This is a genomic window from Pseudomonas sp. MWU13-2517 (genome assembly GCF_023242545.1).
Taxonomy (GTDB): Bacteria; Pseudomonadota; Gammaproteobacteria; order Pseudomonadales; family Pseudomonadaceae; genus Aquipseudomonas.
This window is the reverse complement of the sequence record NZ_JALMFA010000022.1, coordinates 30,302-48,030: the sequence shown is the minus strand read 5'-3', so window position 1 is coordinate 48,030 and position 17,729 is coordinate 30,302. Positions and strand designations below refer to the sequence as shown.

The following is a 17,729-nucleotide window of genomic DNA, read 5'->3' as shown; positions in this document are numbered from 1 at the left end:
AGTGTATAACCGGATTGGCTATCGACGCACGATCAGATAAACGCCCACGGCGACCATGATACCGGCCGGCCAGTGGCCCAGCTGGTTCAGCGGGCCACCAATGGCCAACATCACCCCGCCGACCAGGTGCGCGGCGCCCAGCAGGCGCAGGAACCAGTCGTCCTTGCGCTTCTGCCAGGGCGGCGCCGGGTCCTTGGCGTGGGGCTGGGACATGCGCTCGAGCAGGTCGCGGGTCATGTTGGCCAGGTGTGGCAGTTGCTCGAACTGGCTGTGCAGATTGCCGATCAGGGTCTTCGGGCTGACCCGCTCGCGCATCCAGCGTTCGAGGAACGGTTGTGCGGTATTCCACAGGTCGAGGTCCGGGTACAACTGGCGACCCAGGCCTTCGATGTTCAGCAAGGTTTTCTGCAACAGCACCAACTGCGGCTGCACTTCCATATTGAAGCGCCGCGCGGTCTGGAACAGGCGCATCAGCACCTGACCGAAGGAAATATCTTTTAACGGTTTTTCAAAGATCGGCTCGCACACGGTGCGGATCGCCGCTTCGAATTCGTTGAGCTTGGTTTCCGCCGGCACCCAGCCCGAATCGATGTGCAACTGTGCCACGCGGCGGTAGTCGCGCTTGAAGAAGGCGAACAGGTTGCGTGCCAGATAATCCTGGTCTTCCGGAGTCAGGCTACCGACGATGCCGCAGTCGATCGCAATGTACTGCGGGCTCCACGGGTTCACGGTGCTGACGAAGATGTTGCCCGGGTGCATGTCGGCGTGAAAGAAGCTGTCGCGGAACACCTGGGTGAAGAAGATCTCCACGCCACGTTCGGCGAGCATCTTCATATCGGTACGCTGGTCAGCCAGGGTCGCGAGGTCGGTGACCTGCACGCCATAGATGCGCTCCATCACCAGCACTTTGGGGCGGCACCAGTCCCAATACACTTGCGGCACGTACAGCAGCGGCGAGCCTTCGAAGTTGCGCTTGAGCTGGCTGGCATTCGCCGCTTCGCGCAACAGGTCGAGTTCGTCGTAGATGGTTTTTTCGTAATCGGCGACCACGTCCACCGGGTGCAGCAGGCGTGCGTCGGCGGAGAAGCGTTCGGCGGCGCGGGCGAGGATGAACAGCCACGCCAGGTCCTGGCCGATGATCGGCTTGAGGCCGGGGCGAATCACTTTCACCACCACTTCTTCGCCGGTCTTGAGTTGTGCGGCGTGCACTTGCGCCACCGAGGCCGAAGCCAGCGGCTCGATGTCGAAGCGTCTGAACACCTCGCTGATCTTTTTGCCGAGCTGTTCTTCGATCAGCTTGACCGATTGCTGGGAGTCGAACGGTGGCACGCGGTCCTGCAGGAGCATCAGTTCGTCGGCGATGTCTTCCGGCAGCAGGTCGCGGCGGGTGGAGAGGATCTGCCCGAACTTGATGAAGATCGGCCCCAGGTCCTGCAGCGCCAGGCGCAGGCGCGCGCCACGGCTCAGTTCCAGCTGCTTGCGCGGGAACCAGCGCCATGGCAGCACATAGCGTACCGCCAGAAGAAACCACGGCAGGGGCAGGGCGAACAGCAGGTCATCGAGGCGGTAGCGGATTACGACGCGCTGGATACGAAACAAACGGCGGACGGCGAGCAGCTTCATGCGTTATCGCTTGGATCAAGGGAACGGCTCAGGCGCTCGAAGCGGGCCTCAAGGCGTTCCAGGTCGATTTTGGCCTTGTCGAGCTCACGAAAGCGCGCTTGCGCTTCCCGTTGTCCGACCAGAGTGCGCGATTCTTCGCTCAGGTATTCGGCAAGGTTCTGGTTGAGGCTGGCGAACCCTTGCTGGTACCAGCGCGAGCGGCTGCGCAGGTGCCCGCTGATCAACTGGGTGGCGACGGGGCCGATCCAGCGCGACAGCTCGTATTCCCAGTCCAGCTCCAGGTCTTGCAGCACGGCGGCCAAGTCCATCAGCACCGCGCTGTCGCCTTCCAGCTCCACTTCGGCGCTGTGCAGGATGGCGGTCTTGTTGCGGCTCAGGGCCAGGTGCAACAGGCTCGATGCCGGCGCACGCAGGGTGCAGTCAGCTTCGGCGGCCCAGTTGCCGGCGAGCATCAGGCCTTCATCGCTGGGCAGGATAAACAGCTGCAAGGCGGGGCTGCGGCAGTCGACGGCGATGATCTTGCCGTTGAGGTGAGCGAGCCGCGCCAGGGCAGTGCTGTCCAGGCGCAGCACACGGTTGATGCCGTGTTCCACGCTGGCGAGGAGACCTTTGAGCAGCATCAGGGCTTGATGCCGCGATGCAGGGCGACGATGCCCGAGGTCATGTTGTGATAGGTCACGCGGTCGAAACCGGCTTCTACCATCATCGACTTCAGGGTTTCCTGGTCAGGGTGCATGCGGATCGATTCGGCCAGGTAGCGATAGCTGTCGGCGTCATTGGTGATCAGCTTGCCCATCAACGGCATGAAGGCGAAGGAGTAGGTGTCGTAGACCTTGGACATCAGCGCATTGGTCGGTTTGGAGAACTCCAATACCAACAGGCGGCCACCGGGCTTGAGTACGCGCAGCATGGAGCGGATCGCGTCTTCTTTGTGGGTGACATTGCGCAGGCCGAAGGCGATGGTCACGCAGTCGAAATGGTTGTCCGGGAACGGCAGCTTTTCCGCGTCGGCCTGGACGAACTCGATATTGCCGGCCACGCCTTTATCCAGCAGGCGATCGCGACCGACCTTGAGCATCGAACCGTTGATGTCCGCCAGCACTACCTGGCCGGTAGGGCCGACGAGCTTGGAGAACTTGGCCGCCAGGTCGCCCGTGCCGCCGGCGATGTCCAGCACGCGGTTGCCGGTGCGCACGCCCGACAATTCGATGGTGAAGCGTTTCCACAGGCGGTGCATGCCGCCCGACAGTACGTCGTTCATCAGGTCGTACTTGGCGGCCACGGAGTGGAACACCTCAGCGACTTTTTCCGCTTTCTGGCTTTCCGGGACGTTCTTGAAGCCGAAGTGAGTGGTGGGTTCGGCATCGCTGCCTTTGCGCTGATCAGTCATATCGCTGTCACCAAGAGAGAATGCGGGACATGATAATCCCCATGGCCTGCTTTGTCTTGGCAAGGCTGAAGGTAAGATAGGCGGTCACCGGGACCTTTTGCCGCATGGCAGGTGTTCCACTCGCTATTAAAGAGGAGTCATAGCAATGGCCCGTATTACCGTTGAACGTGCACACACCTTGGGTAAGGAAGGCGCGCGGGCGAAGGCCGAGAAGTTGGCGCACAAGCTCAAGGAGCAATATGGTCTGGAGCCATCATGGTCTGGCGATACCTTGAACCTCAAGCGTTCGGGGGTTAAAGGCACTGTATTAGTGGCCGATGATTCGCTGCGTATTGATGTGGAATTGGGCCTGTTGATGTCGGCCATGAGCGGTACTATCAAGTCCGAAATCGAGAAAGCGTTGGACAAGGCGCTGGCTTGATCCTCTGCGCTTAGGGTGCCGATTCTAATTTTTCATCCTACTTTGTGCCCAGGCCCTCAACTCCTGCGGGCTGTTCCTCCACCCTATTTTGCGTGAGGTGCACCATGGCCAAAGTTATTTTGAAGAAAAAAAACGACGTACAGTCCACTGCCCTGAGTGACGTTAAAAGCTATGCCCGCAAGATCTGGCTGGCGGGTCTTGGTGCGTATGCCAAGGTCGGCAGCGAGGGCGGCGAGTACTTCAAAGAGCTGGTTAAGACTGGTCAACATGTTGAAAGTAAAGGCAAAAAAGTTGTGGTTGAACAACTTGATGCTGCCAACAGTCAGATTGATCAAGTCAAGAGTAATGTCTCAGGTGTCAAAGGCCTGGTAGAAGTTCAACTGGATAAAGTTGAAAAAGTCTTTGACACGCGTGTTGCAAGTGCCTTGAATCGGATCGGCATTGCGTCTAAACATGACGTTGAGACACTCTCTGCTAAGCTCGAAGAGCTGACGGCATTGCTCGAACGTGTCGCGCGTAAACATTAAGGAGACAACGGGATGGCTGTTCAAAAGAAAACTCAAAAAGATGGCAGCTCGTGGATCGGGGAAGTTGAAAAATACTCCCGTAAGATCTGGCTTGCTGGTTTAGGCGTGTACTCGAAGGTGAGCAGTGACGGCGGTAAATACTTCGAGACCTTGGTTAAAGATGGCGAGAAAGCCGAGAAGTTGACCAAGACCACCGTGGGCAAGAAAGTCGAGGCGGCCAAGGCCAGCGCCGGCTCCGCCAAGTCCAGTATTTCTGATACTTGGGGCAAGTTGGAAGAGTCGTTCGACAAGCGTCTGAACAGTGCAATTTCTCGATTGGGCGTACCCAGCAAGGCTGAGCTGAAGACGCTGCACAGCAAGGTCGACACGTTGACCAAGCAAATCGAAAAGCTCACCGGCGCGAAAGTGGCACCGGCGAAAACTGCAGCCGCCAAACCGGCCGCCAAGCCTGTTGCTAAAACCGCAGCTGCCAAGCCTGCCGCGAAAACGGCTGCCAAGCCGCTGGCAAAAGCCGCCGCCAAGCCTGCAGCCAAGGCTCCGGTAAAAGCCGCTGCCAAACCAGCCGCCAAAACCGCCGCCGCTAAACCTGCGGCCAAGCCTGCTGCTAAACCAGTGGCCGCCAAAGCCGCTGCCAAGCCCGCCGCTAAAGCCGTCGCCAAACCTGCTGCCAAACCGGCCGCCAAGCCTGTTGCTAAAACCGCTGCTGCCAAACCAGCCGCTAAGCCGGCTGCCACTAAACCAGCTGCCACTAAACCAGCCGCCGCTAAAAAGCCGGCAACTGCTAAGAAGCCTGTGGCACCGAAGCCAGCTGTTGCGGCCAAGCCTGCCACTGCGTCTGCTTCAACCGCCTCCACAGCCAACTCGGTTTCCGCACCGGCGTCTGCTGCCAACACTGCGACTGCAACGCCGGCAACCCCGACGCCATCCAGTCAGTCCTGATTTAACCGGGACAAAAATGCCCGGCCTGCGAAGGCCGGGCATTTTTTTGCGCGCTCAGGCCCTCGTCAGTTGTAAGTGATGGACACGGTAACGGCGCTGACCAGGCTGCCTTGGCTGATCGCTGCGCCGGTTTTATGGTAGGCGGCCCTAAGTGGCAGAACCGCCTTGTTGTCGCTGGTCGGCACCGTTCGGCTACGTTGGGCGGGCGTGCCATTGGCGGGGATCGTTGCAAGAGTGGAGGTGCGGTGCGCCAGCCAGAGGGCTGTCCCCGCGGAGGTGCCGGCGTTGGCAAATAACAGCCCGTTGCCCGTGGAGACGGTGCCGGCAAACAGGAAAATCACATTGCGGATGTCCGATTCGCAGTCGGCGGAAATCTCAAAGTCATGCTCCCCTGTGAAATTGACCGAATCAAAGTCAGATACTTTGACTGTTGGCAGGGTAATGGTGCGGTTCACATCGCCAGCGGCCAGGTTGCAGGTACCCGCGTCGACCTGGCCCTTGAAGTTAAGGATGCCAGTGGTCGCGGCGTGTACCGTGCTGGCGGCCAGGCCCGCGGTCATTACCAGCGCTAAAGGCAGGATTCGAAAGCTCATCAGGTAGTCCTTGTTGTTTCAGTTATAGGTAATGTTGACGGTGGCAGTACTGGCGAGCGTGCCTGAGCTGACCGTGCCGTTTTTGTGATAAGCCGCGCTGAGCGGCAGGATGGCGCGATTACCGGAAACCACCAGCGTGCGCGTGCCGTTGTTGCTGATGGTCTGGGGTACACCGTTGATGCGTGAGTACAGCCACAGTGCTACACCGGCGGCGGTGCCGGTGTTGGCGAACAGCACGTCGTTCCCGGAGGCGGGAGTGCCGGTGATGCTGAAGGTGACGCTGGTTGCATCGGTGCAGTTGGCTGTCAGATCGAAGTCTTTTGCGCCCGCGTAGACCTCGTCTTTCAAGGCGCTGACTTGAATGGGCGGAAGCGTGATGGTGCGGTTGACGTCACCGGCAGCGAGGTCGCAGGTGGCGGCAGGCCTGACAAAGCGGACCGGGCTGCCGAGCTGCAGTTGAAAGCGCTCTGGAGTGATAACCCAGTGCTTTTCCCAGAATCTTCCACTGGGTATTGTCCCGGTCGTCACCGGTCCGATTTTGTAGAAGGTGGCCTGCGCTGAGGTGAAGCTGGGTATCTTGCCGTAAACCTGTTGGTAACCTTGGTCATACAGTGCAAAGGCTGTCGGGCCGCCACCGCCGGCCCACGTCATCGTGATCCGCAGGCCTACACCTGGAACCTCCGTGTGGTAGGCCTCTGTCCCTGGGTGTTGCAGTCGGGTATATCGACCCCAGACCCCGCTATGGGTAGCAACACTGCACTGCGCAAAGTAGTCGGGAGCCGTGCCGTTGAACGCCACGCTAGTGATGACGCTTCCTACCGGGAGGCTGTCCGGTACAGTGATCGTCGCCGGCAGATTCAAGGTAAACGTATCATTCTGGAATCTGTCGCAGTTCGCCTGGGCGGCGACCGGTATGCCAAGGGCCAGCAGTGCCGAAACGAGCAGGATAGGGTGTTTCATCGTCAGTCCCTTAGTCAGAAATAGGGGGGTTGGGCGCGATGCGCGCACTCGCCGTATCAATCGCTTGTCCTGGCTGTGCAAGTGCCGGCGTCCAGATGGCGCAAGCGCTGGGCACCTTTGGTTCCCGGCGCTTTGCCCAGGCCGTAGTGCAGTCGGCAAGACGCGTCGTCATGGCTACCCCACTTGACGGTCAAAAGCCCCTGGTCACGCGGCACGCGTACGAACGCCTTGCCGCCCTGGCCGACGATCCCCACGCTTGCTCCGTCTTCATCGAACACATCCGACCCGAACGGCAGCAGGCTGCCATCCTCGCGCAGTGCCGTGATCAGCACGGCTTGGCCGCTGACTGTGTCGAACTGCAGCTTCACCACCGAGCCTGCACGGGGCGCCACATTTTGCGCGGCGGTCTTGAGTTCCACGTCGACCGACAGGTCCTTGGGGTCCAGCTCGACCACGTTCTGGCGATACGGCGTGAGGTGGGGCACTACGGCAAAACCACGCTTGCCGACCTGTGCACCGTGGTTGCCATTGACCCGTGCACCCTGGGCATCCGGCGCCTGGACGATGCCGATGGTGTCGCCCAGCTCCGGGGCAAAGGTCACGTCGTCAGCGTGGGCGACAACGCCACCGGTCATGCCAAATGACATGGCGCGGTAGGTGTTGCTCTGACCATACCCTGCGGACAGCACGCCATGACTGGCCTGGTACTTGACGTCGGCGGTCACGGAGTTACCGCTGCCTTGCGTACGACTGCCTCCCACCCCATAGGTGAATTCGCTGCGTTCGCCCAGTGTGCCGCCAAGGTTCACACGCTCGCCGCTGCTTTGATTGCCGCGAAAGGCTGTGCTGGTCAGGGTTGGTGACCGCGCGTCGCTGCCCAACGGCATGCTCACGGTCAGCTCCAGTTGTTTATCGACCCGGTCACTCAGCAGATCCTTGGTGCGCTGGGCACTGACGGTGTAGTGCATGCCCTTCCAGCTACTGGTGTAGCCGGCGGTGAAGGTCAGGTTGCCGCTTGCGCGATTCCAGTAGTTTTGTGAAGAACCGGTCAAGTACACCGAGCCGTTGCCCAGGCTCTGGTTAAGGCTGATGTCCATCCTGTCACGCAGGCGCGACAGGTTGTCCAGGCTGCGCCCGTCGATGGCCAGGTCGCGGACCCGTGCCGCGTCCGCGATGCTCAGGAAACCTTCCGTGGAATAACGGTAGGCACCGAGGGCAAAGTGCGTACCGGTGTCGGTGAAGTTCTTGCTGTAGCGTAACTGCAGGCTTTGTCCGCCACGCGGTTCGTGACCCGGCAGGGCTGCTCTCGAGGTGGTCAGGTCAAGAGACAGGGCTCCGACCGGGGTATTGAACGCCGCACCCATCAGTTGCGACAGATAGTCCTCGCTCACTACCGCGCCCATGTAGGCAGTGAGCAGGTTGTTGAGCCCGTTTTGGTAGGTCGCCTGCGCCAGAACAGGTGGATGGTGCAGTCCGATTTCGTCCAACTGGCCGACACTCAGCGAGTAGCGGGTATGGCCCGTCCTCAGCAGGTTGGCGTTGGCGGCGAATGGCACGATAAATTCGCGCTGACGGCCGTCGGCTTCAGTCACCGTGACGGTCAAGTCGCCGCCATAACCTGTAGGAAACAAGTCGTTGAGGACGAATGGACCGGGCGCCACAGACACTTCATCCAGCAGCACGCCACGTTGGCGCACGGTGACTCGGGCATTGGTCTGGGCGATGCCCCGTACGACGGGCGCAAAGCCGGCCAGGGAGTCCGGCAGCATTCGGTCATCGCTGAACAGGCTGGCGCCGCGCAGGCGTACGCTGTCGAACAGCTCGCCAGGGGTGTAGATCTCGCCCAGCATCAGTTGTGAGCGCAGTAGGGGCAGTTCGCGTTGCACGTAGGTGCTGCTGCTTTGATAGCCTGATGTGGCGTCGGTCTGGCTGAAACTGCCATTGTGGCGCCAATGCCAGTCACCCAGATTGAGCCCGGTGTTCAGGCCCAGATAATGAGAGTTGAGCGAGCGGCCTTGGGTGCGGGTGGCAAAGGTGTTGACGTTGTAGCGTGCGAAGGCTGCATCGACCCCGCCATCCCAGTGCTTGGGGTCAACATAGCCACGCGCTTTGCGCGCCAGGTAGATCTGCGGAACCTGCAGCGTCAGGCGGTTTTCGCCCGAGTCGAATTGACTGGTGCTGCCTGGCAGGTAGGTGGACATCTCGGCGCACGCGGCAAACGCAGGGATGGGCGTTCGACCGGACTCGGCGGGTTGTTTCTGAGGCGCATCCAGGTCGACGCCAAACCTGAGCAGCGCGTCTCGCTCCAGGCACATCTGTGCAGAGTCCTGGCCCTTGACCGCGACGAAGGCCACGGTTTCGCGCCCTATCCACTGGCCGTTGAGGTAGACATCGGTGCGGTAGCTGCCGGGGAGTACGACATTGCCCCGGCTGAATTTTGAAATATCGACCTGTTGGCCGCCCGTACCGTCCGGAAAGAAGGCAGGGTTGAACTCGACATTCTCGACCGCGTGGGCCTCGATGGCATGAGCACCGCTCAGCAGTAACAGGCAACGCGCCGTATGCGTCAACCGATGACGTGTCAGGGGCCAGTGTCTTACGCTGACAGGCGTGTTCAAACTCATGTTTACCATTTCCAAAAATAGGTGCTGTCCGAATTCGGGCAAAGCGAAGCCCTGCCCTGAAAAATGGGCATCAAACGGGTGTGTTCAGTGAGGTGAGTAACGGGGGCGGGAAGCTACGGTGCTCGGCAGACCACGTCGCTCACATCGAAATCCTGGCGCGGTGAGATGTCTTCACCCCAAAGTCGTCGAGGGTCTGGAATTCCACAGTGGTTGCGCTGCCCGGCGGTGACTTGAGGCTGGGTACTTCAAAGCGGTTACGACCACCCGGGGCCACCATGTTCTCGGTGCTGGATGCCGCGGTCTTGCGTGCATGACGCAGCTTTGACTCCAGCACGTCGATGTCTTCGAACGTCACGTGATAGGGGGTGGGGTTGTAGACTTCCAGGACTTGCCCCTGCTCGGTGGACTCACGCCGCCATTGCAGTTTCCCCGGCGCAGCCTCAACCCCATAAGGCAGGTTCGGCGGGCGAAAAAACAGCTTGATCCGCGAGCGGAAGGCGAGCTGTAGCTGATTGCTCTGCTGAGCGTCTTGCGCCTGTGCGGGCACTTCCAGCAGGTTGAACCAGAACAGGCTTTCCTGTTTCGACGGCAAGCTTTCGCCGGTGTATGCCAGGCGAACAACCTGCTGCTTTCCGGGTTCCATGCGGAAGATCGGCGGCGTGGCGATAAACGGAACTCCGGCAAGATCCGGTGTGGAGTGTTCGTCGCCGTTGTCCAACCATGCCTGTATCAATACCGGTGACTGGTTTTTGCTTTCAAGCCTGACCGTCACCTCTTTGTCGTTCTGCGGGTAAATGATCCGGGTGTTGTTGATGACAACGCTGGCATGCGCGATGGCGCCGCCGAACAGCGCGAATGCCAAGGCCATCAGATTGAAAAGCCGATATGAAATAGAGGTTGCGTTCATGGGAGGTCATCGGGTGGTTGAAGAGGCAAGGTTTGCCGAATGGCGCACTCGGGCACCGAAGTCGCTGACGGTCGTGAACTCGACCTTGGAGGCGCCACGGGGGGGATCGCGCAGGTCTGGCAGGGCGAACAGTTTCACGTCGCCGGCCGGCATCAGCAGGCCATCGTTGGCTTCCTGGTTCGGCGCTTTGCTGAAGCGTCTACCTTCACTGAGCAAGTCAACGGTGGTCAGGGAAATATGGTACGGAGTCGGGTTGGTCGCCTGCAGCGCATAGCCCTGATCCCGGGTCACCAGTTTCCATTGCAGTTTTGCCGGAGCGCTCCCCACCGGATAGGGTAATGACTGGGGGCGCAGGAACACGCGCAAGCGCGTCCGGAACGCCAGTTCGATCTGGTTGTTTTGCTCGGCACCGGCAGCCACCGGGGGCACTTCCAGTACGTTCAGCCAGTACAGGCTTTCGCGGTCGGTGGGCGGTGTTTCGCCAGAGTAGCGCAGGCGCACTGCCTGCTGTTGATGAGGCTCGATGCGAAAGATCGGTGGTGACAAGGTGAACGGTGTTTGTGCCGTCGCCGGTGTCGAGCGCAGATCACCCGTGTCCAGCCAGGTCTGCACCAGCGCCGGGCGGTCGCCTTTGTTTTCCAGACGCACGACGACTTCCTGCTGTTCGGCAGGGAAGATCACGCGAGTGCCATAAATAATCACCCCTGCATGGGCGGGAATCGCTTGCAGCGATAACAACCCAACAGCACAGGTGGCCAGCGCGAGGCGAGCCATTGTTTTCATGTCCAAGGTCTCTTCGAATCAAGGGTGGGACCTGCAGGGCCGCTGCAGGTCCGTTACCTACAAGGCGTGGTGCTCCTTAATCGGCGTACACGACCATAAAGCCGACGCGCGTCTTGACCGTACCTTCGGTGGCAGGTGCCGTGGCGTACATTTGCGCGGCCAGTGGGATGACGGCCTGGTTGTCGGCGATGACAACGCCCTCCGATTTTTCGGTGTAGACGTTGATCGGAGTGCCGTTACGGTTAGTCACTTCAACCTGGACGTTCTTGGCGTTGGCGGTGTCATCAGGGTTGTCATAGCCATCGATGTTCAGGCGCCCGGTCGCTACGTCAATGGCCGGGCTGGTGGGGTCGAACGCGACCATGGCGGTGCGGCCATTGGTGCAGCTGCCTTCGCCTGGCGCGCCAATCCGGATGGTGAAGCCGGTCAGGTTGGCACGATCACCGGGTCGTGCCAGGCGCGCCGCAGAAACACCACCCAGGTTCACGTCCTTGACCACTGCACCGGTACCCGGCGCAGCGCCTTCGATGGTGCAGGTCGTATCGTTCACCAGCCCGGTGAAGTTGATGGTGCCGTCATTGGCTGCATGTGCGGTTTGCGATACGGCGGCAGCCAATGCAAGGGCTGTTGCAACGGTGGAGAGAGCATTGAATTTCATAGTATTTCCAAGCGTGATTTATCTGGGATATGCCTCGCAGGCTTGTCAATTGTTTAAAGCGCTGCAAGCTGGCGAGGCACACAGATAATCGGCTGGGACCGTTGATGCTGCCTATAGAGAAGTAACGATATTGGTCTCGTGATTGTTCGAAATTTTGTATTTAGAATCCAAATAGTTGTATTGACTATGCTGTGTAAGATTGCGCTGTAAGTTCGAGATGTAAGAGGAATCCTTATTGTTGTTATTGATTGATCCTCCTGAGCGGCTGGGATATACCGTGCTACTAATGATCGGCAAGTTTTTGTAATTAGCGGTACTCACAAGATCGGGTTTTTCGATGCCTACTTCAACTTCCAGTACGCACACCATCATGTTGCTTGATGATCATGAGATGGTTAGACAAGGGATCGAGCTGGGTCTGGGCAAGGAGGCCGACCTTGAGGTCATCGGTTCCTTCGGGACAGGCAAGGCGTTATTGGAGGCGCTTGCCCAGCGATCTGCCGATGTGGTCGTGATGGATTTTATCCTGGGGCCTTCAGACATTGATGGCCTCAGTCTGATACAGACGCTGAGTCGACGTTTCAAACAGTGCAAACCTATCGTCCTGTCGTCCCACTACACACCGGCAACGGTGTTAATGGCGTTGAAGGCAGGAAGTTGGGGGGTATTGGGCAAAACCCAGAAGTTGACGGAGTTGATTGCGGCTATTCGAACAGTCGCACAGGGGCGCATTTACCTGCAGCCCTGTATGTTGCCGGAACAGCAGGGCACCCAACATGTCTTTAATGGGGCAGACATGCAGTCAACGTTGGGTGGGGGCGGTTCGTTACCCACCAACACCAGCCTCACACCCAAAGAGCAGGAGGTACTGCGGTGCTTTCTCGATGGCATGTCGGTGAGTTCAATTGCGGCAAAGTTCTCGCGCAGCGCCAGTACTATCAGTACGCAAAAACAATCGGCCTATCGAAAGCTGGGCATCAAGACCGATAGCGAGCTTTTCAAGTTCACTCAACAGTTTGGCAAGCCGGAATAGGCAGGCGGCAGACTGCAGGGCCTCAGCCCGGGTTATCCAGGTAACGCAGGGCGAACTGTTCTGTCGCCAGGCGGGCTGTCGCCAACAGGTGTGGCGCCACCAGCATCATGATTTGGTAGACCACCACCTGCACTTCACCTTCGCGATCGAGAACCCTCTGGTAATCCAGGGAAAACAACAGGGTCAGGGTGATCTGTTCCACCAACTGGCCCAGGGCCTGGGTACTGCTGACCAACTGCCCCGCGGCTTTCAACCGTGCCAGCAGTGAAGCCAAGGTGCGCTTGAGTGCTGTGAGCAGGGTGCGAATGCCCTTGGCCAGTTTCGGCAGGCGCCCGGCGAGGTTCGACAGGTCCTGGAACAGAAAGCGGTAGTGGGCCATGCGTTCGACGATCAGGTGCAGGAACAACCAATAATCTTCGGCCTCCAGTTGCGCGTTCGCGGGTGGATCGAGCAAGGGTGCCAGCTCACACTGAAAGCGCTCAAACAGCCCAAGTACCAGCGGCTCCTTGCCATGGAAGTGGTAGTAGAGGTTGCCGGGACTGATCCCCATCTCATTGGCCACCTCCATGGTCGACACGTTGGGCTCGCCCTTGCGGTTGAACAATTGCAGGGCACATTCAAGGATACGGTCGCGGGTCTTCATCCAGTCTTCTTAAATGAGTTCGTTGAGCTCAGCGCACCCGCACATAAGTGCCTGGCGCCGCTTCCATCGGTGGGTAATTCTGGTTGCCCAGGGCGGTTAGGGTTTCGCGTAGCACGCCCGAACGCTGCGCAATCCACTCCAGCCATTGCGGCCACCAGCTGCCTTCGACGTGTTTGGCGTCGTAGTACCAGGCGCGTGGATCGCTGCTCAACTTGGCGTTCTCGACGTAGTTGGCCTTGGGGTTGCCCGGCGGGTTGAGGATGCTCTGGATATGCCCGCTGTTGGACAGCACGAAGCGTCGCTCGCCGCCGAGCAATTGGGTGGAGCGGTACACCGCGTCCCACGGCGTGATGTGGTCGTTGATCCCGGCGACGCTGAAGCTGTCCACCGTGACCTTTTGCAGGTCGATCGGCGTGCCGCACACTTCCAGGCCGCCGGGGTGGCTCAACGGGTTGTGCTTGAAGAAATCCAGCAGGTCGCCATGCAGCGCGGCAGGCAGGCGCGTGTTGTCGTTGTTCCAGTACAGGATGTCGAAGGCCGGTGGCTCTTTGCCCAGCAGGTAGTTGTTGATCCAGTAATTCCAGATCAGGTCATTGGGGCGCATCCAGGCGAACACCTTGGCCATGTCGCGACCGTCCAGCACGCCCTGCTGGTAGGAGTGGCGTTTGGCGGCCTCCAGGGTTTGCTCATCGACAAACAGGGTGGCGGGGCTGTCGATCTGGCTGTCGAGCAGGCTGACCAGATAAGTGGCGCTGGAGATGCGCCGTAGCTGGCGCTTGGCTTGCAAGTGGCCTTGCAGGGCCGCAATGGTCAGGCCACCGGCGCAGGCGCCCATCAGGTTGACCTCCCGGGCCCCGGTGATCGCCCGGCACACATTGAGCGCTTCCTCCAGTGCCGCAACGTAAGTGGACAGGCCCCATTCGCGATGGCGCACATCCGGGTTGCGCCAGCTGATCATGAACGTCTGCAGGCTGTTCTTCAGGGCGTATTGCACAAAGCTGTTGGTGGGGCTCAAGTCGAAAATGTAGTACTTGTTGATTTGCGGCGGCACGATCAGCAGCGGCTTGGCGTACTGTTTTTCGCTCATGGGCTTGTACTGGATCAGCTCCAGCAGCTCATTGCGAAACACCACCGAGCCCGGCGTGGTGGCTACCGTCTTGCCCACCTCGAAGGCGTGCTTGCTCACCTGGCGCGGCAGGCCGTTGTTGTGCAGCAGGTCTTCGAACAGGTTGCTCACACCGCGCACCACGCTGTTGCCACCGGAGTTCAGCAGCTCCTTGATGGCCAGTGGGTTGAGCAGGGTATTGGAGGGGGAAATGGCGTCATTGAGCAAGGAGAAGGCGAAGTGCGCACGGGCGCGGTCATCGGCACTCAAGTGGCTGTCATCGATCCAGTGGCGGGTCTGCTGCTGCCAGCTCAGGTAGGCTTGCAAGCCGCGCCGGTAGAGGGGGTTGAGCTTCCATGTGGGGTCGATGAAGCGGCTGTCGTTGGGGTTGGGCTCGTGCACGGTTTCGCCCAGCAGCACGCGCCCCAACTGACCGCTCAATGCCAGGGCATGACGGGCGGTATGTATCGGGTTGCGCAAGCTGTGGGTGGCCACGCTGCGTAGGGTCGACAGCAGGTCTCGTCCCCTGAGACCGGTGATCGCGTTTTGCGCATTAATGAACGCAGCGGGGGTGGGCGCCGGGTTCGTCACGGGTCTTTCTCGCATGAGCCAACACTCCTTGGTCAAGTCATCAAGCTGGCACGCCAATTCAGAACCATAGTCGGTTCCTGGGAAGTTGCGCGGCGGTGTGGTCCTTACACCGCGGGGCGCGGGTGAATCACAGCCCGCAGGCGCTCCTCCTCGAGAAACTTCATGATGATCGGCGCCACCGCTTCCGCCCGAGTGATCAGAAACAGGTGGCCGTCATCGATGATGTGCAACTGCGCGTTGGGGATGCGCCAGGCCAGCAGGCGCATATTGATCAGCGGGATCAGCGGGTCGTCGTCCCCCGCCAGCACCAGGGTCGGCTGGCGGATCTTGTGCAGCCAGTGGATGCTGGTCCAGCCCAGCCCGGCAAACAGCTGCCAGTAGTAACCCAGCTTGCCGGCCGAGCGCACTTTGCTGGCGTGTTCGGCGGCCAGTTTGGAATCGCGGCGGAACGAGCCGCCATAAATCATTGGCGCAATGCGTACCACATGGGATGGCTGGATATAACGGCGGGGGCTGGCCATCAGCCACAGCACTTTTGGCTTGCCCGGTACCATTACCGCGCCCGCCGCCGTCGCCGCCAGGATCAGTTTCTTGCAGCGCTCGGGGTAGTCATAGGCAAATTGTTGCGCCAGTGCACCGCCCCAGGACACACCCACCACATTGACCTGGCCGTAGTCGAGATAATCGAGCATGCGCGCGGTGAGCTTGGCCAGGCCGGGAAAACGATAGGGTACGCTGGGCGTCGACGACCCACCCACGCCTGGCACGTCGAAGGCGATCACTTCCAGGTCCGGGTCCAGCGCCTGGGCGAACGGAAATACCAGCTCAAGGTTGGCGCCGATGCCATTGAAGATCAGCAGCGGCGTCAAGTGAGGCTTGCCCGGGCGTACCGCCGTGCGGATAGTCTGGCCATCCAGGTCGATGGTACGGAAGATGAACGGTTGCGGCATGCTCAAGCCCTGTGAGGTATGACGGTTGGAATGCAGGCCAAACGAGGGAGGGGGCTGGCTCCCGAAGGCGGTGTGTCAGTCACCCGATCCATCGGCTGATCCCCTGTAATCGGGAGCAAGCCCCCTCCACATTCGATCTCATTTCAATCTAGCGTTCATGTACATAAGTGCCCGGCGCAGCTTCCGCCGCCGCGTAAGTCTTGTTACCCAAGCTTGCAGGCGCCTTCTTCAGCTTGCCCGCTCGCTCCGCCAACCAACCCTGCCAATGCAACCACCAGGAGTCGGTGTGTTTGGTGGCATTCTCCTGCCAGTCCAGGGCCTTGCCGGTCAGACTGTCGCTGGTCTGGTAGCGGGCCTTGGGGTTGCCCGGCGGGTTGAGAATGCTCTGGATATGCCCGCTGCTGGACAGCACAAACTCCACCTTGCCACCAAATAGCTGCGCCGACCTGTAGCATGACTGCCACGGCGTGATGTGGTCGTTGGTGCCGGCCAATGAGTAGATATCCGCGGTGACCTGCTTGAGGTCAATCGGCGTGCCGCACACTTCCAGGGCGTTGGCACGCACCAGCGGGTTGTTCTTGAACAGTTCGATCAGGTCGCCGTGGAAAGCGGCCGGCAAGCGCGTGGTGTCGTTGTTCCAGAACAGAATATCGAACACCGGTGGTTCATTGCCGAGCAGGTAGTTGTTGACCCAATAATTCCAGATCAGGTCGTTGGGGCGCATCCAGGCGAACACCTTGGCCATGTCGCGGCCTTCCAGTACGCCGGCCTGATAGGAGTGGCGCTTGGCCGCCTCCAGCGTCTGTTCATCGACGAACAGTGCCACCTGGGTGTCCAGGGCGGTGTCCAGCACGCTCACTAACAGGGTCAGGGCGTTGACCTTCTTTTCCCCCAGCGCCGCGTAATGGCCGAGCAAGGCCGTGCAGGTGATGCCGCCGGAGCAGGCGCCAAGCATGTTGACGTCCTTGCTGCCGGTGATCGCCGTGACCACATCCACCGCTTCCTTGAGCGCCTCAATGTAAGTGGACAGGCCCCATTCGCGCTGGGCCTTGGTCGGGTTGCGCCAACTGACAATGAACGTTTGCTGGCCATTGCGCAGGCAAAAGCGCGCCAGGCTCTTATCCGGGCTCAAGTCAAAGACATAGAATTTGTTGATCTGCGGCGGCACCACCAATAGAGGGCGTTCGTGCACCTGCTCGGTGATTGGTTTGTACTGGATCAGCTCCAGCACATCGTTGCGAAACACCACCGCGCCTTCGCTGGTGCCCAGCGTCTTGCCCACTTCGAAAGCGCCCATGTTGACCTGGCTCGGCATGCCGCCGTTGTGCACCAGGTCTTTGGCGAGATGGGAAAGCCCATCGAGCAGGCTTTTGCCGCCGGTTTCAAAAAAGCGTTTGACCGCCGCCGGGTTGGCCGCGCTGTTGGTGGGGGCCATGGCTTCGGTCATCAGGTTGATCACGAAGTGGCCGCGGCTGATGTCCTGTTCGGAGAGGTTGCTGTCGCCGATCCAGTCGTGCAGTTCCTTGCGCCACGCCAGGTAGGTTTGCAGGTAGCGTTTATAGAGCGGGTTCTGGCTCCAGGCCGGGTCGTTGAAGCGACGGTCATCGCTCTCGGGCACCAACTGGGATTTGCCGAACATCACGTTTTTCAATTCAACGCCGAAGTGGGCGACGTGTTTGACGCTGTGCAACGGTTGCTTGATGGCTTGGGTCAGTACCATCTTCGCCGAGGCCAATAAATCCTTTTTGCGTAACGCGATGATCGGGTTCAGCCCCAAGGTGTTTTCCGAGGCTTGGCGTTTCAAGTCATCGTTGTTCTTGTTACTCATCTACGACGCTCCATTGTCCGAAAGACGAGTACCGGGTACCGCTGTGCACCAGGTTTCGATACACAACACAAGCCAGGTACGCGACTCGGGTGACCGTTGATACCGCATCGTCAAATGCAGGGAACTTGCCAGTTCCATTGGTTACCCGAGTTTA

General features: G+C 59.9%; 17 protein-coding genes. 4 read left to right on the top strand and 13 right to left on the bottom strand.

The genetic code is table 11. The features are described from left to right. Positions 1-18: 18 nt before the first annotated feature. Genes ubiB through ubiE form a run of 3 tightly spaced genes read right to left on the bottom strand, consistent with a single transcriptional unit; the run spans position 19 to position 3,013 of the window. The gene (gene ubiB / locus M5B97_RS25815) at positions 19-1,623 is read right to left on the bottom strand and encodes a ubiquinone biosynthesis regulatory protein kinase UbiB (protein ID WP_123716234.1); all 1,605 of its coding nucleotides are present in this window, start codon (positions 1,621-1,623) and stop codon (positions 19-21) included. Further along, positions 1,620-2,243, bottom strand: a complete 624-nt coding sequence (locus M5B97_RS25810) for an SCP2 sterol-binding domain-containing protein (RefSeq protein WP_123716233.1) — start codon at positions 2,241-2,243, stop codon at positions 1,620-1,622. The genes ubiB and M5B97_RS25810 overlap by 4 nt, the downstream gene beginning before the upstream one ends. After that, positions 2,243-3,013: a bifunctional demethylmenaquinone methyltransferase/2-methoxy-6-polyprenyl-1,4-benzoquinol methylase UbiE gene (ubiE, locus tag M5B97_RS25805; protein WP_025858682.1), complete on the bottom strand. Its 771-nt coding sequence runs from the start codon at positions 3,011-3,013 to the stop codon at positions 2,243-2,245. The genes M5B97_RS25810 and ubiE overlap by 1 nt, the downstream gene beginning before the upstream one ends. A 145-nt stretch (positions 3,014-3,158) precedes the next feature. Here ubiE and M5B97_RS25800 point away from each other — a divergent pair, with 145 nt between their 5' ends. The 3 genes from M5B97_RS25800 (at position 3,159) to M5B97_RS25790 (ending at position 4,900) form a co-directional block, all read left to right on the top strand. Then, positions 3,159-3,434: a polyhydroxyalkanoic acid system family protein gene (locus M5B97_RS25800; protein ID WP_071482648.1), complete on the top strand. Its 276-nt coding sequence runs from the start codon at positions 3,159-3,161 to the stop codon at positions 3,432-3,434. Between the two features lie 104 nt (positions 3,435-3,538). Next, on the top strand, positions 3,539-3,961 hold the full coding sequence (locus M5B97_RS25795) for a phasin family protein (protein WP_123716232.1): 423 nt from the start codon (positions 3,539-3,541) through the stop codon (positions 3,959-3,961). Between the two features lie 12 nt (positions 3,962-3,973). Beyond that, complete coding sequence (locus M5B97_RS25790; protein WP_248733063.1) at positions 3,974-4,900, top strand: phasin family protein; 927 nt, start codon at positions 3,974-3,976, stop codon at positions 4,898-4,900. Between the two features lie 65 nt (positions 4,901-4,965). Here M5B97_RS25790 and M5B97_RS25785 read toward each other — a convergent pair whose 3' ends face one another. The 6 genes from M5B97_RS25785 to M5B97_RS25760 form a co-directional block, all read right to left on the bottom strand. Then, positions 4,966-5,493, bottom strand: a complete 528-nt coding sequence (locus M5B97_RS25785) for a fimbrial protein (protein WP_123716230.1) — start codon at positions 5,491-5,493, stop codon at positions 4,966-4,968. Between the two features lie 18 nt (positions 5,494-5,511). Further along, positions 5,512-6,453: a fimbrial protein gene (locus M5B97_RS25780; RefSeq protein WP_248733062.1), complete on the bottom strand. Its 942-nt coding sequence runs from the start codon at positions 6,451-6,453 to the stop codon at positions 5,512-5,514. A 56-nt stretch (positions 6,454-6,509) separates the two neighbouring features. Beyond that, positions 6,510-9,077: a fimbria/pilus outer membrane usher protein gene (locus M5B97_RS25775; RefSeq protein WP_248733061.1), complete on the bottom strand. Its 2,568-nt coding sequence runs from the start codon at positions 9,075-9,077 to the stop codon at positions 6,510-6,512. A 139-nt stretch (positions 9,078-9,216) separates the two neighbouring features. After that, entirely contained in the window at positions 9,217-9,945 is a 729-nt protein-coding gene (locus M5B97_RS25770; RefSeq protein WP_248733060.1) for a fimbria/pilus periplasmic chaperone, read from the bottom strand. 45 nt (positions 9,946-9,990) lie between these two features. Then, positions 9,991-10,767, bottom strand: a complete 777-nt coding sequence (locus M5B97_RS25765) for a fimbria/pilus periplasmic chaperone (RefSeq protein WP_248733059.1) — start codon at positions 10,765-10,767, stop codon at positions 9,991-9,993. A 76-nt stretch (positions 10,768-10,843) separates the two neighbouring features. Next, positions 10,844-11,425, bottom strand: a complete 582-nt coding sequence (locus M5B97_RS25760) for a fimbrial protein (protein ID WP_123716225.1) — start codon at positions 11,423-11,425, stop codon at positions 10,844-10,846. A gap of 370 nt (positions 11,426-11,795) precedes the next feature. Here M5B97_RS25760 and M5B97_RS25755 point away from each other — a divergent pair, with 370 nt between their 5' ends. Next, entirely contained in the window at positions 11,796-12,458 is a 663-nt protein-coding gene (locus M5B97_RS25755) for a response regulator transcription factor (protein WP_248733058.1), read from the top strand. Positions 12,459-12,480: 22 nt separating this feature from the next. On the opposite strand, the gene M5B97_RS25750 is transcribed toward M5B97_RS25755, so the two are convergent. The 4 genes from M5B97_RS25750 to phaC (M5B97_RS25735) all read right to left on the bottom strand — a co-directional run bounded on the left by M5B97_RS25750 (position 12,481) and on the right by phaC (M5B97_RS25735) (position 17,575). Then, a complete protein-coding gene (locus M5B97_RS25750; RefSeq protein ID WP_123716224.1) occupies positions 12,481-13,101 on the bottom strand; it encodes a TetR/AcrR family transcriptional regulator in 621 nt (206 codons plus the stop codon). A 28-nt stretch (positions 13,102-13,129) separates the two neighbouring features. Continuing rightward, positions 13,130-14,812, bottom strand: coding sequence for a class II poly(R)-hydroxyalkanoic acid synthase (phaC, locus tag M5B97_RS25745; protein ID WP_134660444.1), 1,683 nt, complete (start codon positions 14,810-14,812; stop codon positions 13,130-13,132). Positions 14,813-14,901: 89 nt separating this feature from the next. Beyond that, complete coding sequence (phaZ, locus tag M5B97_RS25740; protein ID WP_123716222.1) at positions 14,902-15,747, bottom strand: poly(3-hydroxyalkanoate) depolymerase; 846 nt, start codon at positions 15,745-15,747, stop codon at positions 14,902-14,904. Between the two features lie 148 nt (positions 15,748-15,895). Then, positions 15,896-17,575, bottom strand: a complete 1,680-nt coding sequence (gene phaC, locus M5B97_RS25735; protein WP_123716221.1) for a class II poly(R)-hydroxyalkanoic acid synthase — start codon at positions 17,573-17,575, stop codon at positions 15,896-15,898. Positions 17,576-17,729: the final 154 nt, after the last annotated feature.

Bases quoted from the DNA above. Each gene is read 5' to 3' on its own strand.
- M5B97_RS25770 (WP_248733060.1), bottom strand. From the start codon at position 9,945: ATGGCCTTGGCATTCGCGCTGTTCGGCGGCGCCATCGCGCATGCCAGC.
- M5B97_RS25775 (WP_248733061.1), bottom strand. From the start codon at position 9,077: ATGAGTTTGAACACGCCTGTCAGCGTAAGACACTGGCCCCTGACACGT.
- M5B97_RS25795 (WP_123716232.1), top strand. From the start codon at position 3,539: ATGGCCAAAGTTATTTTGAAGAAAAAAAACGACGTACAGTCCACTGCC.
- M5B97_RS25785 (WP_123716230.1), bottom strand. From the start codon at position 5,493: ATGAGCTTTCGAATCCTGCCTTTAGCGCTGGTAATGACCGCGGGCCTG.
- M5B97_RS25810 (WP_123716233.1), bottom strand. From the start codon at position 2,243: ATGCTGCTCAAAGGTCTCCTCGCCAGCGTGGAACACGGCATCAACCGT.
- phaC (WP_123716221.1), bottom strand. From the start codon at position 17,575: ATGAGTAACAAGAACAACGATGACTTGAAACGCCAAGCCTCGGAAAAC.
- ubiE (WP_025858682.1), bottom strand. From the start codon at position 3,013: ATGACTGATCAGCGCAAAGGCAGCGATGCCGAACCCACCACTCACTTC.
- M5B97_RS25755 (WP_248733058.1), top strand. From the start codon at position 11,796: ATGTTGCTTGATGATCATGAGATGGTTAGACAAGGGATCGAGCTGGGT.
- M5B97_RS25790 (WP_248733063.1), top strand. From the start codon at position 3,974: ATGGCTGTTCAAAAGAAAACTCAAAAAGATGGCAGCTCGTGGATCGGG.
- phaZ (WP_123716222.1), bottom strand. From the start codon at position 15,747: ATGCCGCAACCGTTCATCTTCCGTACCATCGACCTGGATGGCCAGACT.
- M5B97_RS25800 (WP_071482648.1), top strand. From the start codon at position 3,159: ATGGCCCGTATTACCGTTGAACGTGCACACACCTTGGGTAAGGAAGGC.
- M5B97_RS25765 (WP_248733059.1), bottom strand. From the start codon at position 10,767: ATGAAAACAATGGCTCGCCTCGCGCTGGCCACCTGTGCTGTTGGGTTG.
- phaC (WP_134660444.1), bottom strand. From the start codon at position 14,812: ATGCGAGAAAGACCCGTGACGAACCCGGCGCCCACCCCCGCTGCGTTC.
- M5B97_RS25780 (WP_248733062.1), bottom strand. From the start codon at position 6,453: ATGAAACACCCTATCCTGCTCGTTTCGGCACTGCTGGCCCTTGGCATA.
- M5B97_RS25760 (WP_123716225.1), bottom strand. From the start codon at position 11,425: ATGAAATTCAATGCTCTCTCCACCGTTGCAACAGCCCTTGCATTGGCT.
- M5B97_RS25750 (WP_123716224.1), bottom strand. From the start codon at position 13,101: ATGAAGACCCGCGACCGTATCCTTGAATGTGCCCTGCAATTGTTCAAC.
- ubiB (WP_123716234.1), bottom strand. From the start codon at position 1,623: ATGAAGCTGCTCGCCGTCCGCCGTTTGTTTCGTATCCAGCGCGTCGTA.